A 14729-nucleotide genomic window follows, 5' to 3' on the forward strand; every position below is an offset into this window, starting at 1 on the left:
GGACGTCGGGTTGACCGAACGGTCCGGCAAAATTAGAATCGGTTCTAAATTTGAAGACAACCCCTCGCGGGGTTTTGGGTGAAAGTCCCGACCGGCAGTACAGCCTGCGAACCCTGGCCCTCGGGCCCGGGCCGATCCGGGGAAGTTCCGGAGCCGACGGTCACAGTCCGGATGGGAGCGAGGGTGCCACCACGCCAGGACCTCTGGCGCGCGCACCCTTGCCTGCGCACGCTGAGGAGCACCAACGAGTGGACGGCACGTCGGAGGACGAGGCGGTGATGGCACGAGCCGTGACGCTCGCGTCCGCCGTGCGCGTCTCCACGTCGCCCAACCCGTGGGTGGGCTGCGTGCTCTCCGCCGCCGACGGCAGCACCTTCGAGGGCGCCACCCAGCCGCCCGGTGGACCCCACGCCGAGCGCGTCGCCCTCGACGCGGCGGGGGAGATGGCCCGAGGCGCCACCGTGCACTGCACCCTCGAGCCGTGCTCTCACCAGGGGCGCACCGGCCCGTGCGCCGACGCCCTGATCGAGGCCGGCGTGGCCAGGGTGGTCTTCGCACTGGAGGACCCGGACCCGAAGGTGGCCGGCCGGGGGGCGCAGAAGCTGCGTGACGCCGGCGTCGAGGTGGTCGAGGGCGTGGGCCGGGAGCTCGTGGCCGAGCAGCTCGCCCCCTACGTCAAGCACCGCACCACGGGCCGCCCGTGGGTGGTCCTGAAGCTGGCGGCCTCCGCCGACGGCGGCACCGCCGCCCCCGACGGCACCAGCCAGTGGATCACCGGCCCCGAGGCCCGCGCTGACGCCCACGCCTTGCGGGCCGAGAGCGACGCGATCATCGTGGGCGCCGGCACCGTACGGGCCGACGACCCGTCGCTCACCGTGCGTGACGCCGAGGGAGTGGACCCCCTGCGGGTGGTGCTCGGCCGGGCCCCCGAGGGGGCGAAGGTGCTTCCCGCGCTCGAGCTCGACGGCCCCCTCACCGAGGTGCTCGACGAGCTGGGGGAGCGCGGCGTGCTCCAGGCCATGGTCGAGGGTGGGGCGTCGGTGGCCGGCCAGTTCCACCGCGAAGGCCTGGTCGACCGGTACGTGCTGTACCTGGCGCCGGCGCTCTTCGGGGGCGATGACGCCCGCGGCCTGTTCGCCGGGCCGGGCGCCGCCACCATCGACGACGTGTGGCGGGGCGAGGTCCGCTCGGTGCGCCAGGTCGGCGCCGACGTGCGCCTCGAGCTCGCCCCCCTCCGAGAGGAAGCCGACTGATGTTCACCGGGATCGTGGAAGAGCTGGGGAGGGTGGAATCGGTCCAGCCGAGCCCCGACGGGGTGCGCATCCGTATCGCCGCTGGCGGGGTGCTGGAAGGCGCCGGCCTCGGCGACTCCACCGCGGTCAACGGCTGTTGCCTCACCATCGTGGCCCTCGACCCCGCGGACCCGCCCACGTGGTGGGAGGCCGACGTCAGCGACGAGACCCTCAAGCGCACCAGCGTCGGCGGACTGAAGGCCGGCGACCCGGTCAACCTAGAGCGCCCCGTGCGGCTGATGGACCGCCTCGGCGGTCACCTGGTGCAGGGCCACGTCGACGCGGTCGGCGAGGTCGTGGCTCCCGTCCCCGACCTGCGGGTGCGCATGCCCGCCCACCTGCTCCGCTACGTGATCGAGAAGGGGTCCATCACCGTCGACGGCGTCAGCCTCACGGTGGTCGAGCCCCTCGAGGACGGCTTCTCCGTGGCCGTCATCCCCCACACCGCCGAGGTCACCACCCTCGGCGCCCGCCAGCCCGGCGACCTCGTCAACCTCGAGGTCGACGTCATCGCCAAGTACACCGAGCGCCTGCTCACCCATGACGCCGAACCCGGCGCCGCTTTCGACATCCCCCTCGCAACCCCCGCACAGGAGGCCTGATGGCCGAGCACAAGAACCCCTTCAACACCGTCGACGAGGCGGTGCAGGCCATCGCCCGCGGCGAGATCGTGGTCGTGGTCGACGACGAGGACCGCGAGAACGAGGGCGACCTCATCATGGCGGCCGAGCACGCCACGCCCGAGAAGATCGCCTTCTTCGTGCGCCACACGTCCGGTCTGATCTGCGTGCCCATGACGGGCGAGCGTCTCGACGAGCTCGACATCCCCCTCATGGTCAGCCACAACACCGAGGCCCAGCGCACCGCCTTCACCTACAGCGTCGACGTGCGCCAGGGCACCAGCACGGGCATCTCGGCCGCCGACCGGTCGGCCACCATCCAGTCCCTCATCGACCCGGCCACCCGCCCGGCCGATCTCGCCCGCCCGGGCCACATCTTCCCGCTGCGCTACTCGGAGGGCGGCGTGCTCAAGCGGGCCGGCCACACCGAGGCCGCAGTGGACCTCGCCCGCATGGCGGGGCTGTACCCCGCCGGCGTGCTGTGCGAGCTCGTGATGGACGACGGGACGATGGCCCGTGTGCCCGACCTGCTCGAGTTCAGCCGTGAGCACGGCCTGAAGATGATCTCGATCGCGGAGCTCATCCGGTACCGCCGCCAGAACGAGAAGCTGGTGAAGCGCACCGCCGAGGCCCGCATCCCCACCGAGTGGGGCGACTTCACCTGCTACGGCTACGAGTCCCTGCTCGACGGCGAGCAGCACGTCGCCATGGTCCGGGGCGCCGTGCAGGGCGAGGACAACGTGCTCGTGCGGGTGCACAGCGAGTGCCTCACCGGTGACATCTTCGGCTCGCTGCGCTGCGACTGCGGCCTCCAGCTCGACGCGGCCATGGCCCGCATCGCCGCGGAGGAACTGGGCGTGCTCGTGTACCTCCGGGGCCACGAGGGCCGGGGCATCGGCATCGGTCACAAGCTGCGGGCCTACTCCCTGCAGGAGGCCGGCCACGACACCGTCGACGCCAACGTGGAGCTGGGCCTGCCCATCGACAACCGGGAGTACGGCATCGGGAGCCAGATCCTGGTCGACCTCGGCATCACCACGATGCGCCTGATGACCAACAACCCTGCCAAGTACGGTGGCCTCGAGGGCTTCGGCCTCGAGGTCGTCGAGCGGGTGCCGTTGGAGTCCATCCCCAACCCCGAGAACATCCACTACCTGCGCACCAAGCGGGAGCGCATGGGCCATCTGCTGGAGGGCCTCGATGATGTCTGACCAGGCACTCCGCCACACCGACCGGAAAGGGTCCCGACGATGACGACCTACAGCGGCAACCTCAACGGCGCCGGGATGCGGATCGCACTCGTGTGCGGGCGCTTCAACGACCTCATCACCGAGCGTCTGCTGGCCGGGGCCCGTGACGGTCTCCTGCGCCACGGCGTGGACGAGGGCTCGATCACCGAGGTCTGGGCCCCGGGGTCGTTCGAGATCCCCCTCGTGGCCAAGCGCCTCGCCGCCTCCGGCGAGGTCGACGCGGTGGTCACGCTCGGTGCGGTGATCCGCGGCGCGACCGGGCACTACGACGTGGTGGCCGGCCAGTGCGCGTCCGGCGTGCAGGCGGCGCAGCTCGAGACGGGGGTGCCCATCGTGTTCGGGGTGCTCACCACCGACACCATCGAGCAGGCCATCGAGCGGGCGGGCACCAAGGCCGGCAACAAGGGCTACGAGTGCGCCGTGACGGCCATCGAGATGGTGGACCTGTTGCGCCAGCTCCCCAAGGCCTGAGCGCACCCGCGATGGCGACGGGCAGCGTGGTCAGCTTCGACGACCCCCGGGGCATCGGCACCGTGGTGGACGACGCCGACGGCCAGGAGCACTTCTTCCACTGCACGGCCATCGCCGACGGCACCCGCACCATCGAGGTGGGCGCCGCCGTCGACTTCGAGGTGGTCCCCGGCCGCATGGGCCGCTGGGAGGCGACCAACCTGCGGCCCGCCGCCCGCGGTGGCTGACACCCGGACCTTCACCATCCGACCGATGGCGGTCGACGACCTCGACGCCGTCATGGATCTGCGTGTCGCCGTGGCCGGCGAGGGTCGGTGGATCGGGGCCGAGCTCCCGCTCGACGAGGAGGGCGACCGTGCCCGCCTGCGTCCGGGGCGGCCGGGCACGGGCAGCTTCGTGGCAGTGGACGGTGGCGGTGCGCTGATCGCCAACCTCGGCATCGAGCTGGCTTCCTACGGCGTCGCCCATCTGGGCATGTGCGTGGCCGACGGGTGGCGGGGCAGGGGAGTGGGGCGCGCGCTGCTCCAGGCCGCCATCGACTGGGCCCAGGACGCCGGCGCCCACAAGCTCGAGCTCCAGATGTGGCCCCACAACGACACCGCCCGCCGGCTCTACGAGGGCATGGGCTTCGTGCAGGAGGGCTACCTGCGCCGCCACTACCCCCGCAAGAACGGCGAGCTGTGGGACGCCGTGGTCATGGGCCTGGTGCTCGACGAGGAGCGTCCCGGGAGCGCGCTCCACTGAAGGAGACCGGCGGTATCCGAGGGGTACGATCGCCGCTGTGGTCGAGATGAGTACCGAGCTCGCCGCCCGATCGTCGAGACGTCCCACGCTCGCCCACCTGGTCACCCACAACGGTGCCCAGCTGTTGGGGCTCGCCGCCCTCGCCGTGGCGCAGCCTCTGCTGGACCTGCTGGGTCGCAACCCCACGTACTTCGTGGCGACCGGGCTCGGCAACGGCGAGATCCTGGCACTGGCCCTGCTGCTCACGCTCGGTCTCCCTGCGCTGTTGCTCCTGGCCGAGCTGGTGGTCTTCGCGATCGACGAGCGGGCCGGACACCTCGTGCACCTCGGGCTCGTCGGGCTGCTCGGTGCGCTGCTGGGCGCCGGCCTCGCCCGTCACGTCGCGGCCGGGTCGGACGTGGTGACGATGGCAATGGCCCTGGCGGTGGGCGGGGCCGTCATCGTGGGGCTGCGGCGTTCGCCGTCCCTCGCCCTCGGTCTGCGCTACCTCGCCCTCGCGCCCCTTCTGGTGCTGGGTGCGTTCCTGTTCGCCTCCGAGACCTCGTCGCTGCTCTTCGGTCACGAAGCCGAGGCCGCGACGTCGGTGACGGTGGGATCGCCGGCGCCGGTCGTGCTGCTCCAGCTCGACGAACTCCCCCTCGCCTCGATCATGCGCTCCGACGGCACCATCAACGAGGCGCGCTTCCCCGGCTTCGCCCGGCTCGCGGCCGAGAGCACCTGGTACCGCAACGCCTCCACGGTCTCGTCGGGCACGAACCGCAGCGTGCCGGCCACCCTCAGCGGAATCGTGCCGGAGGCCGAGCTGCCCACCTCGGCGGAGTACCCGGACAACCTGTTCACGCTGCTGGGCGGCAGCTACGAGTTCGACGTCCACGAGACCGTCGCCCGCCTCTGCCCGCAGTCGCTGTGCCCGACGACGGCGTCGACCCCCGCAGCAGCCGGGCTCGGGGACGCCCTGGCCGACACCGCGCTCGTGTTCGGCCACGTGGTGCTCCCGCCGGGCCTGCGGTCCTCGCTGGCGCCCGTCGATCGATCGTGGGGCGACTTCCTCGATCGTGAGGCGGTGGTCGCGGAGACCGACGGTGCTGCCGTTCCCGGCGCGGTGGACGAGAACGCCGCTGACCCCCAGGCGCAGGGCCGCGACCTCGATGCCTGGATCGAGCGGTTCCCGGCCGACGCCGAGCGCACGCTGTCCTATGCGCACGTCCTCCTGCCCCACACCCCGTGGCTCATGACCGCGAGCGGCCTGCCCCTCACCGACCCCGGTCCCGAGCCCGGCATCGACGACACGGGGCGGTGGTCCGCCGACCCGGTGCTGGTCCGCGAGGGGCTGCGCATGCACCTGATGCAGGTGCAGTACGTCGACGGGCGCATCGAGGCGCTGATGGATCGCCTCCAGGCGCTCGGCACCTGGGACGACACCCTGGTCGTGGTGGTGGCCGATCACGGTGAGGCGTTCACCCCGGGCCAGCCCGGACGGGTGCCCGTGGAGGGCACCGAAGCCGAGATCTTCTCCGTCCCGCTGTTCGTCAAGTACCCGGGTCAGGGCGCCGGCGAGGTGAACGACATCAACGCGCTGACCATCGACGTGCTCCCCACCATCGTGGACGCCCTCGAGATCGACACCGACTGGTCGTTCGACGGGCAGTCGCTCCTCGATCCGGCCGAGCGGCGCGACGACAAGGCGGTTGCTCCCAACGAGCTGTTGCGACCCGTCTACGTGGACAGCGTGTTCCCGGTGTCCGCCCGGAACGAGACCTGGCTCCCCGGTCTCCTCGACGAGCGTGGGTTGGCCCCGGTGGAGCCCTACACCGACCTCGTCGGCCAGCCGGTCGACGTGCTCGACGTGCGTGGCGACTCGGGCGTGCGCTGGCAGACGTTCGAGCCGGTCGAGGACCACACCGCCGATTCCACGACGATCCCGCTCGTCCAGGTCGGCACGGTGCTCGACGTCGAGGGCCCGCTGCCCACCGCGGGGCTCTTCGTGGTGAACGGTCAGGTCGCCGGGGTCGCCCTCGCCTTCGTGTGCGAGGGGACCACCTGCACGTTCCGCGGCCTGCTCGACGAGGCGGCGCTGGCCCCGAGGGACAACCAGATGGACCTGCTGCTCCCGGATCCCGACGCGCCGGGAGCCTTCCGGCGAGCGCAGTACGAGCGCATGGCCGGCCGCTGACTCACCGCGCCCGGAAGGCCTCCAGGGCCTCGGCGTACGAGGCGAGGCGATCGGCGGCCTCCATGGCGAGGTCGACCGAGCCCAGGTCCGGGGCCTCCCACACCTCGGAGACCCGCCGCCAGTGCTCGGGGCGGCCGCCCACGAACCCGCCGGCCACCGGGTCGGCGCCGAGCTCGGCCCGCCAGGTCCCCTCGCCCGCCACGAGCGCGGCGAGGACGGCGTCGTTGCGGACGGCGTCGCGGTGCTCGGCGTGGAACCCCACCTCGACGTCGCGGCCCTGGAGCCACTGCACCTCGTAGTGTTCCTTGGGCTCGTCGAACCACACCTTGACGCTCCACCCCGACGCCTTCATCGAGGCGCCATCGAGCAGGTCGGGCACGATCTCGGCCACGGCCTCGAAGAAGGGCCGTCCGTCGGCGAAGACGTCAGGCGTCGGGGGCCTCCGCCTCGCCGTCACCTGCGCTGCCCTGCACCTGGACGAAGGCGAGCTGGATCTGGCTGAGCATGGCCCGGAGCTCGGCGCCCTGATCACCCAACTGGTCACCCACGGCACCGAGCAGGCCGGCGAGTGCGTCGATGGCCAGCTTGGCTTCCGGCAGGTGCGGCGGCGGGTGCTGGAGGTGCAGGGCGGCCAGCTCGAACAGGCCCGCGGCGTGGTTGGCGATCTGCATCTCGACGGGCGACTCGACCACCTGGCGCTGGATCTCCGCCCGCTGGAGCATCGCCTGGAGGTAGTTGTCCCGCTCCTCGTCGGTGAGCTCGGCGAAGGCGGCCTGGAACTCGTCGCGCTGGTCCTCGGGGATGCTCGAGAGGATCGCGGCGAGCAGGTCGGCCGGGTCGATGTCGCCGTCGGGGTCGGCCGCCGGGGCCTGCTGCGGGGCCTCCCGGTCGACCGGGACCTCGCCGCCTGGTGTCCAGAGACTGCTCATCGGGTGGTCCCACCTGTCCTGATCGGGGTCATGGCTGGTAGTGTAGGACCGCAACTGAATCGGAAAGCGGGGCCCTTCGGGTCCCCACCCGGCCACCGATGGTGCGCCCGGGTCGATGCAACCTCCCCCCACCGGCTCGCCGGTGGGTCGGCGGACGTCGGCTTTCCCGGCGTCCGCCTTTCGTGCTTTTCACCTCCCGGTGGCGAGGACCGAGGCGCCGCCACCGGCAGCACCGTCCTTCCCAGCCCCCATCTCAAGGAGTTGCGCATTGAGCAGTGATCGGCCATAGCTGCGCCCCCGGCCAACAACGAGCCTCGGATCAACGAGAAGATCCGGGCCCGTGAGGTACGACTCGTAGCCCCCGACGGCGAGCAGATCGGCATCAAGCCCCTGCCCGAAGCCCTGCAGATGGCCCGTGGCCTCGACCTCGACCTGGTGGAGGTGGCCGACAAGGCCAACCCGCCGGTCTGTCGGATCATGGACTACGGCAAGTACAAGTACGAGGCCGCCCAGCGCGCCAAGGAATCCCGCCGCAACAGCACGAACGTCGTGGTCAAGGAGATGAAGTACCGGCCCAAGATCGGTGCCGGCGACTTCGAGACCAAGACTCGCAAGGTGGAGCACTTCCTCGACGAGGGCCACAAGGTCAAGGTCACGATCATGTTCCGCGGTCGGGAGATGCAACACCCCGAGCTCGGCAAGCGGATCCTCGACAACGTCGCCGAGGCGGTGGCCCACACGGGGCGCGTCGAGGTGGTGCCGAAGGTCGACGGTCGCAACATGACCATGGTCCTCGTGCCCGACCGCAAGGCCCAGCAGGCCCATGCGGCCGCCATCGAGTCCGGCGTCGAACCCGGAGCCGAGCCCCAGGCCCAGCAGCCCGCCGCCGATCCCCCCTCCAGCGCACCCACCCCTTCCCCCACCGCCGAGGTGGCCACCGCGGCCGAACCGCCGGCCGAGCCCACCTAGGTCCCGACCCCACCGGAGACGACGACATGCCCAAGATGAAGACCCACAGCGGCGCGAAGAAGCGCTTCAAGGTGACCGGGTCCGGCAAGATCATGCGCCGCAAGGCGTACCGGGCCCACATCCTCGAGAAGAAGTCGTCCCGGCGCACCCGCCGCCTGGCCGGCGAGACCGAGCTCACCGCAGGCGACCGCGCCAAGGTCAAGCGCCAACTCGGCATCTGAGCCCCGCCGGCGTCTCCGCCGGTCTCACCTTCCCCCCGACGTCTCGAAAGGAACCCCGATGGCCAGAGTCAAGCGCGCCGTCCATTCCAAGAAGCACCGCCGCGCCACGCTGGAGCGGGCCAAGGGCTACTACGGCAACAAGAGCCGTAGCTACCGTGCCGCCAACGAGCAGGTCATGCACTCGCTGCAGTACGCCTACCGCGATCGGCGGGCACGCAAGGGCGAGTTCCGCAAGCTCTGGATCCAGCGCATCAACGCCGCCTGCCGCGAGAACGGCACCAGCTACAGCCGTTTCATCTCCGGCCTGCGCCTCGCCGAGGTGGAGGTCGACCGCAAGGTCCTGGCCGACCTCGCCGTCACCGACGCCGCCGCGTTCAGCGCGCTGGTGAAGGTGGCCGACGAGGCCAGCGCCGCGGCCGACTGATCACGCGCTGCCGGCGAGCGGGCGTCCCGATCCGCACCGGCCCCGAGGTCGGAAGGTCGTGACGCCGCTCGCCGCCCGCAACCCCCGCGTGCAGCGGGTGCGTCGGCTGGCTCGCCGCCGTCGCGAGCGTGTCGACGAGCGGGCCTTCGTCCTCGAGGGCCCACACGTCGTCGAGGCGGCGCTGGCGGCGGGCATCGAACTCGAGGCCGTGTTCCACGAGGCCGCCGCCGTCGACCTCGCGGACCGCGCCCGGGCGCTGGGCGTCGCCGTCCACGAGCTCGAGCCCGGGACCCTGGCCCGCGTCACCGACGCCGTGACCCCTCAGCCGGTGATCGCGGTGGCCCCCTGGTGCGATGCGCCCCTCGGCGCCGTGCTGGGCGCGGCCTGTCCCGACGGGGGCGCGGAGCGGCCCGTGGTGGTCCTGCTCGACGTGCGCGACCCCGGCAACGCCGGCACCTTGTTGCGCACGGCCGAGGCGTCCGGTGCCGCCGGCGTGGTGGTCGCGGGTCAGAGCGTCGACGTCTTCAACCCGAAGTGCGTGCGCGCCTCCGCCGGGGCGCTGTTCCATCTCCCGGTGGCGCTCGCCGGCGACGTCGCCTCGGCGCTCGCAGCCCTGCACGAGGGCGGCCTGCGCACCATCGGCACGGCCGCGGACGGCCCGATCGACTACGACCACTGCGACCTCACCGGCCCGGTGGCGCTCCTCTTGGGCAACGAGGCGGCGGGACTTCCCGCCGGCGTGCAGGCCGCGGTCGACCAGGTGGTGGCCATCCCCATCGAGGGCCGGGCCGAGTCGCTGAACGTGGCTGCGGCAGGCGCCGTTCTGTGCTTCGAGGCCGCCCGCCAGCGCCGGGCCGGCGGCGCAAACCCGTCGTCCGTGGCGACGGGTCACCCCTAGCCTTGGCGCCGATGACCGCCCACCGGGTGCCGCTCACTATCGTCGGTGCTCCCCGTCCCCAGGAGGCCCTCCGCACGTGTCGATGATCGAGCAGCTCGCACGGATCGTCGACGACGCCGAGGCACGCGCGGCCTCAGTCGGCACCCTGGCCGAGCTCGACGCGCTCGGTTCCGAGCTGTTGGGCAAGCGGTCGGCGCTCGGCGAGCTGAAGAAGGGGCTGCGAGACCTCGACGAGGAGGAACGTCGCGCCGTCGGTCGGGCCTTCAACGAGGCCAGCGCCCGGGTGCAGGCGGCCCTCGACGCCCGACGCAACGCCCTCGAGGCGGCGGAGCGCCTCCTTCGCCTCGAGGCCGAGCGCCTCGATCTGACCGAGACCATCGCCGAGCGCTCGCTCGGCCACCTCCATCTCGTGACCCAGACCCACGACCGCCTCGAGGACGTGTTCGTGGGCATGGGCTTCACCGTGGCCGAGGGCCCTGAGGTCGAGACCGACTGGTACAACTTCCAGGCCCTCAACATCCCCGAGTCGCACCCGGCGCGGAGCATGTGGGACACGCTCTACGTGGACCTCGGCCCGCCCGAGAGCACCGTGTTGCGCACCCACACCTCACCGGTGCAGATCCGGGTGATGGAGGGCGGCCCCCCGCCGATCTACTCGATCATGCCCGGCCGGGTGTACCGCCGGGACACCGCCGACGCCAGCCACATGCCGGTCTTCCACCAGATCGAGGGGCTCGTGGTCGACAAGGGCATCACCTTCGCCGACCTCGCCGGCACCCTCGAGGCGTTCACCACGGCCTACTTCGGCGGCGCCATCCACTCACGGCTGCGCCCGTCGTACTTCCCGTTCACCGAACCGTCTGCCGAGTACGACATCAACTGCCTGTTCTGCCTCGGCGAGGGCTGCCAGACGTGCGGCCGCACCGGCTGGATGGAGCTCGGGGGCTGCGGCATGGTCCACCCCAACGTGTTCGCCAACGTGGGCTACGACCCCGAGGAGTGGTCGGGCTTCGCCTTCGGCTTCGGCACCGACCGCCTGTCCATGAACCGCCACGGGATCAACGACATCCGTGAGCTGTTCACCAACGACATCCGCTTCCTGAGCCAGTTCTGAAGGTGCATCACATTGGCTCCTCGTCCCTCGGAGCGCCTTCGGCCTCCGATCAGAGCGCTCGTCGCTGCTCCGCTTCGCTCCGCAACGTCACCGAACCGGTCAAGTAGGTCTTGAGATGAGGGTTTTGCTGTCCTGGCTCCGTGAGTTCGCGCCCCTCGAGGGCGACCCCGTCGCGCTCGGCGAGGTGATGAGCGACCTCGGCATGGCCGTCGAGTCCATCGAGCACCTGGGGGAGGGGCTCGACGGCATCGTCGTGGCGCGGGTCCTCGACCTGCGCAAGCACCCGGACGCCGACAAGATCCAGCTCGTCGACGTGGATGCGGGCGACGGAGAGGCCCTCCAGATCTGCTGCGGCGCGTTCAACATGGCCGTCGGCGACCTCGTGCCGCTCGCCACCCTCGGCACGGTCATGCCCAACGGCATGGAGATCGCCCGGCGCAAGCTGCGGGGCGAGTGGTCGAACGGCATGTTGTGCTCCGCGGCCGAGATCGGTCTCGGCGGCGACGCCGGCGGCATCCTCGTCCTCTCCGACGGCCTGGTGCCGGGCACCCCGCTGCGCGACGCCCTTGGCGTCGAGGCCGACGTGCTCTACGACCTCGAGATCAACCCCAACCGGCCCGATGCCATGTCCGTGGCCGGCGTGGCTCGGGATCTCGCCGCCCGCCTCGGCGCCCCCTTCACCCTGCCCACGCCCGTGTTCGCCGAGTCGGGCGCGTCGGCGGAGGGCATCGCCCGGGTCGAGATCGTCGACGCCGACCGCTGCGGTCGCTTCGGGGCCCGCGTCCTGCGCGACATCACCGTCGGCACCTCGCCGCAGTGGCTGGCCAACCGGCTCACCGCCCTCGGCATGCGCCCCATCAACAGCATCGTGGACCTCTCGAATTACGTGATGCTCGAGCTGGGCCACCCGAACCACACCTACGACCTCGACCTCGTGGCCGGCGGCACCCTGCGGGTGCGGGCCGCGCGCGACGGCGAGCGCATCGTCACCCTCGACGACGTGGAGCGGTCCGTCATCGCCGAGGACACCCTCATCACCGATGGCGACGACGTGCCCATCGGCATCGCCGGCGTCATGGGCGGCGCCTCCACCGAGATCTCGGCCTCGACCACCTCGGTGCTGCTCGAGATGGCGTGGTGGCCGTCGATGATGATCGCCCGCACGTCGAAGCGCCTCCGCCTGCGCTCCGAGGCGTCCATGCGCTACGAGCGGGGGCTCGACCCCTTCGGCATCGACCTGGCCCTGGACCGCTTCTGCGAGCTCGCCACCCAGGCCGGCGCCACGGTGGCGCCGGGCTTCATCGACGAGCGGGGCGACCTTCCCGCGGTGGCGCCCATCCGGGTGCGCACGCCGCGCGTCAACGCCATCCTCGGCACCGACCTCACCACCGAGCAGATCGCGGGCTACCTGCGCCCCATCGGCTTCGACGTGGCTCCCGCCGAGGGCGACGCCCAGCCCGTGACGTCGCCCGGCTTCCGGCCCGACGTGGCCACCGAGATCGACGTCATCGAAGAGGTGGCCCGCCACCACTCGTACGCCGCCATCCCGCGGCGGCGCCCGCCGGGCGTCCACACGGGCGGGCTGACCGAGCGCCAGCGTGAGCGTCGCCAGCTCCGTCACGTGCTCGCCGGCCTGGGCATCAGCGAGGCGCTCCCGCTGCCCTTCCTCGCTCCGGACGACCTCGTGCGGGCCGGCCTGGACGGCCCCCGGGTCACGGTGACCAACCCGCTCGCCGCCGAGGAGTCCATCCTGCGCCCGTCGCTGCGCCCGGGGCTGCTCGGCGCGCTGGCCTACAACACCCGCCATCGCAACCGCGGTGTGTCGCTGTTCGAGATCGGCCACGTCTTCGGGGTACCCCCCGAAGGCCAGCAGCTGCCCGACGAGCGCGAGGTGCTCGCCGTGATCCTCGGCGAGGCGGAGGCGCCGGCCGCGGTCGAGGTGTGGCGCCTGGTCGCCGAGGCCCTGGGCTTCGCCGACGCCGCCCTCGACCCCGAAGGCATCGAGGCATCCTCCGCCGGCCTGCACCCGACCCGCACGGCCCACGTCGTCGTCGCCGGCCAGCGCGTGGGCCTCGTCGGCGAGATCGACCCCGGGGTGGTGGCGGACTACGACCTCGGTGAGCGGGTGGCGTGGCTCGAGGTGGACCTCGACGCCCTCTTGGCCCTGCCCCACGGTGAGCGCCGGTACCGCGAGGTCAGCCGGTATCCGTCGAGCGACATCGACCTGGCCTTCGAGGTCGACGAGGCCGTCCCCGCGGGCGCCGTCGAAGCCACCTTGCGGGACGCGGGCGGCGACCTGCTCGCCGATGTCCGGCTCTTCGACGTCTACCGGGGCGCAGGTCTCGCCGAAGGCCGCCGCAGCCTCGCCTACGCCCTGCGCTTCCAGGCGCCGGACCGCACCCTCACCGATGCCGAGGTGGGGGAGGCCCGCACCCGTCTGATCGAAGCGGTCGAGACGGCGCACGGCGCCACCCTTCGCTGAGGCGCGCCCCCTCGGCCCGCGGACGCCTGCGGCACCTGTCCCGTGGCGCACGGAATGACTTTGCATAGAAATGCGTGACTTCGTATGCTCTTGCGAATGGCCACAGGTGCACCATGAGCAAGGTCGGGATCATCGGGGCGTCCGGGTACACCGGCGCCGAGCTGCTGCGCCTGTGCGCCGGCCACCCCGAGCTCGAGCTGGTGCTCGCCACGGGTGACAGTCAGGCCGGCATCGCGGTCGCCGATCTCTACCCGAGCCTCGCGGCCGCCTATGGCGACCTCGTCTTCGCTCCCTATGACGCCGCCGGGGTCGAGGGGCTCGACCTCGTCTTCCTGGGCCTGCCCCACGGCGCCTCCCAGGCACTGGTGCCCGACCTGCTCGACCGGGTGCCCCACGTCGTCGACCTCGCCGCCGACTTCCGCCTGAAGGACCCGGCGCTGTACCCGCAGTGGTACGGCGATGCCCACGCTGCTCCTGAGTTGCTCGAGCGCTTCGTCTACGGGCTCCCCGAGGTCTACCGGGACGAGCTCGCAGGCGCCGCCGCGGTGGCGGTCCCGGGCTGCTATCCCACCGCCGCCAACCTCGCACTCGGGCCGCTCGTGCGCTCGGGCCTCGTGGCGCCCACCGGCATCGTGGTCGATGCTGCCAGCGGGGTGTCCGGCGCCGGACGGCCGCCGAAGCCCAACACCACGTTCTGCACGGTGGACGAGGACTTCACCGCCTACGGCCTGCTGGGCCACCGCCACACACCCGAGATGGAGATGGTGTTCGGCACCGAGGTGCTGTTCACCCCGCACCTCGCGCCGATGAACCGGGGGATCCTGGCCACCTGCTACGCCCGGCCGGTGGCACCCACGTCCACCGAGGCCGTGCTCGCCGCGCTCCACGAGGCCTACGCCGACGAGCCCTTCGTGGTGGTCAGCGAGCGGTCGCCGTCCACCAAGGCGACCCTCGGGTCGAACACCGCCCATGTCACCGCCCGGGCCGACGAGCGCACCGGCTGGGTCGTCACCCTCTGCGCCATCGACAACCTGGTCAAGGGCGCCTCGGGCCAGGCCGTGCAGTGCGCCAACCTCGCCCTTGGCCTCCCGGAAGCCACCGGCCTGCCCACCGCGGGGCTCTACCCGTGACCCCGCTCGCCA

The 14729-nt window shown here is 71.9% G+C and carries 16 protein-coding genes and 1 riboswitch; of the genes, 14 read left to right on the forward strand and 2 right to left on the reverse strand.

All coding sequences use genetic code 11. The annotated features are described in order from the left end of the window. Positions 1-58 precede the first annotated feature (58 nt). Positions 59-187: riboswitch (FMN riboswitch) on the forward strand. 91 nt (positions 188-278) lie between these two features. Genes ribD through JNK12_24380 form a run of 7 tightly spaced genes read left to right on the forward strand, consistent with a single transcriptional unit; the run spans position 279 to position 6550 of the window. Further along, positions 279-1253: a bifunctional diaminohydroxyphosphoribosylaminopyrimidine deaminase/5-amino-6-(5-phosphoribosylamino)uracil reductase RibD gene (gene ribD, locus JNK12_24350; protein ID MBL8779080.1), complete on the forward strand. Its 975-nt coding sequence runs from the start codon at positions 279-281 to the stop codon at positions 1251-1253. Beyond that, a complete protein-coding gene (locus tag JNK12_24355; protein MBL8779081.1) occupies positions 1253-1894 on the forward strand; it encodes a riboflavin synthase in 642 nt (213 codons plus the stop codon). The genes ribD and JNK12_24355 overlap by 1 nt, the downstream gene beginning before the upstream one ends. Beyond that, on the forward strand, positions 1894-3123 hold the full coding sequence (locus JNK12_24360) for a bifunctional 3,4-dihydroxy-2-butanone-4-phosphate synthase/GTP cyclohydrolase II (GenBank protein ID MBL8779082.1): 1230 nt from the start codon (positions 1894-1896) through the stop codon (positions 3121-3123). The genes JNK12_24355 and JNK12_24360 overlap by 1 nt, the downstream gene beginning before the upstream one ends. Before the next feature lie 39 nt (positions 3124-3162). Next, positions 3163-3633 (forward strand): 6,7-dimethyl-8-ribityllumazine synthase, encoded by a 471-nt coding sequence (locus tag JNK12_24365; protein MBL8779083.1) that lies wholly within the window; start codon positions 3163-3165, stop codon positions 3631-3633. Between the two features lie 11 nt (positions 3634-3644). Next, entirely contained in the window at positions 3645-3860 is a 216-nt protein-coding gene (locus JNK12_24370; protein ID MBL8779084.1) for a cold shock domain-containing protein, read from the forward strand. A gap of 25 nt (positions 3861-3885) precedes the next feature. Further along, the gene (locus tag JNK12_24375) at positions 3886-4377 is read left to right on the forward strand and encodes a GNAT family N-acetyltransferase (GenBank protein MBL8779085.1); all 492 of its coding nucleotides are present in this window, start codon (positions 3886-3888) and stop codon (positions 4375-4377) included. A 37-nt stretch (positions 4378-4414) separates the two neighbouring features. Next, positions 4415-6550, forward strand: coding sequence for a sulfatase-like hydrolase/transferase (locus JNK12_24380; GenBank protein MBL8779086.1), 2136 nt, complete (start codon positions 4415-4417; stop codon positions 6548-6550). 1 nt (position 6551) lies between these two features. Here JNK12_24380 and JNK12_24385 read toward each other — a convergent pair whose 3' ends face one another. Together JNK12_24385 and JNK12_24390 are read right to left on the reverse strand one after the other, a co-directional pair. Then, positions 6552-7007: a hypothetical protein gene (locus JNK12_24385; protein ID MBL8779087.1), complete on the reverse strand. Its 456-nt coding sequence runs from the start codon at positions 7005-7007 to the stop codon at positions 6552-6554. Continuing rightward, on the reverse strand, positions 6976-7479 hold the full coding sequence (locus JNK12_24390) for a hypothetical protein (protein ID MBL8779088.1): 504 nt from the start codon (positions 7477-7479) through the stop codon (positions 6976-6978). The genes JNK12_24385 and JNK12_24390 overlap by 32 nt, the downstream gene beginning before the upstream one ends. 318 nt (positions 7480-7797) lie before the next feature. Here JNK12_24390 and JNK12_24395 point away from each other — a divergent pair, with 318 nt between their 5' ends. From JNK12_24395 to JNK12_24425, 7 genes are all read left to right on the forward strand, one after another. Further along, positions 7798-8448 carry a translation initiation factor IF-3 gene (locus tag JNK12_24395; GenBank protein MBL8779089.1) on the forward strand — a complete coding sequence of 217 codons (651 nt, stop codon included), beginning with the start codon at positions 7798-7800 and terminating at the stop codon, positions 8446-8448. Positions 8449-8474: 26 nt separating this feature from the next. Next, positions 8475-8669 (forward strand): 50S ribosomal protein L35, encoded by a 195-nt coding sequence (rpmI, locus tag JNK12_24400; protein ID MBL8779090.1) that lies wholly within the window; start codon positions 8475-8477, stop codon positions 8667-8669. A 58-nt stretch (positions 8670-8727) separates the two neighbouring features. Then, a complete protein-coding gene (gene rplT / locus JNK12_24405; protein ID MBL8779091.1) occupies positions 8728-9093 on the forward strand; it encodes a 50S ribosomal protein L20 in 366 nt (121 codons plus the stop codon). A 58-nt stretch (positions 9094-9151) separates the two neighbouring features. Further along, on the forward strand, positions 9152-9991 hold the full coding sequence (locus tag JNK12_24410) for an RNA methyltransferase (GenBank protein MBL8779092.1): 840 nt from the start codon (positions 9152-9154) through the stop codon (positions 9989-9991). A gap of 82 nt (positions 9992-10073) precedes the next feature. Then, complete coding sequence (gene pheS, locus JNK12_24415) at positions 10074-11105, forward strand: phenylalanine--tRNA ligase subunit alpha (GenBank protein ID MBL8779093.1); 1032 nt, start codon at positions 10074-10076, stop codon at positions 11103-11105. Positions 11106-11220: 115 nt separating this feature from the next. Continuing rightward, a complete protein-coding gene (locus JNK12_24420; GenBank protein ID MBL8779094.1) occupies positions 11221-13587 on the forward strand; it encodes a phenylalanine--tRNA ligase subunit beta in 2367 nt (788 codons plus the stop codon). 113 nt (positions 13588-13700) lie between these two features. Beyond that, positions 13701-14717 carry an N-acetyl-gamma-glutamyl-phosphate reductase gene (locus tag JNK12_24425; GenBank protein ID MBL8779095.1) on the forward strand — a complete coding sequence of 339 codons (1017 nt, stop codon included), beginning with the start codon at positions 13701-13703 and terminating at the stop codon, positions 14715-14717. Positions 14718-14729: the final 12 nt, after the last annotated feature.

It is taken from the genome of Acidimicrobiales bacterium, assembly GCA_016794585.1.
Lineage (GTDB): Bacteria > Actinomycetota > Acidimicrobiia > Acidimicrobiales > DATDAH01 > JAEUJM01.

Bases quoted from the DNA above. Each gene is read 5' to 3' on its own strand.
- ribD (MBL8779080.1), top strand. From the start codon at position 279: ATGGCACGAGCCGTGACGCTCGCGTCCGCCGTGCGCGTCTCCACGTCG.
- JNK12_24355 (MBL8779081.1), top strand. From the start codon at position 1,253: ATGTTCACCGGGATCGTGGAAGAGCTGGGGAGGGTGGAATCGGTCCAG.
- JNK12_24360 (MBL8779082.1), top strand. From the start codon at position 1,894: ATGGCCGAGCACAAGAACCCCTTCAACACCGTCGACGAGGCGGTGCAG.
- JNK12_24365 (MBL8779083.1), top strand. From the start codon at position 3,163: ATGACGACCTACAGCGGCAACCTCAACGGCGCCGGGATGCGGATCGCA.
- JNK12_24370 (MBL8779084.1), top strand. From the start codon at position 3,645: ATGGCGACGGGCAGCGTGGTCAGCTTCGACGACCCCCGGGGCATCGGC.
- JNK12_24375 (MBL8779085.1), top strand. From the start codon at position 3,886: ATGGCGGTCGACGACCTCGACGCCGTCATGGATCTGCGTGTCGCCGTG.
- JNK12_24390 (MBL8779088.1), bottom strand. From the start codon at position 7,479: ATGAGCAGTCTCTGGACACCAGGCGGCGAGGTCCCGGTCGACCGGGAG.
- rpmI (MBL8779090.1), top strand. From the start codon at position 8,475: ATGCCCAAGATGAAGACCCACAGCGGCGCGAAGAAGCGCTTCAAGGTG.
- rplT (MBL8779091.1), top strand. From the start codon at position 8,728: ATGGCCAGAGTCAAGCGCGCCGTCCATTCCAAGAAGCACCGCCGCGCC.
- pheS (MBL8779093.1), top strand. From the start codon at position 10,074: ATGATCGAGCAGCTCGCACGGATCGTCGACGACGCCGAGGCACGCGCG.
- JNK12_24420 (MBL8779094.1), top strand. From the start codon at position 11,221: ATGAGGGTTTTGCTGTCCTGGCTCCGTGAGTTCGCGCCCCTCGAGGGC.
- JNK12_24425 (MBL8779095.1), top strand. From the start codon at position 13,701: ATGAGCAAGGTCGGGATCATCGGGGCGTCCGGGTACACCGGCGCCGAG.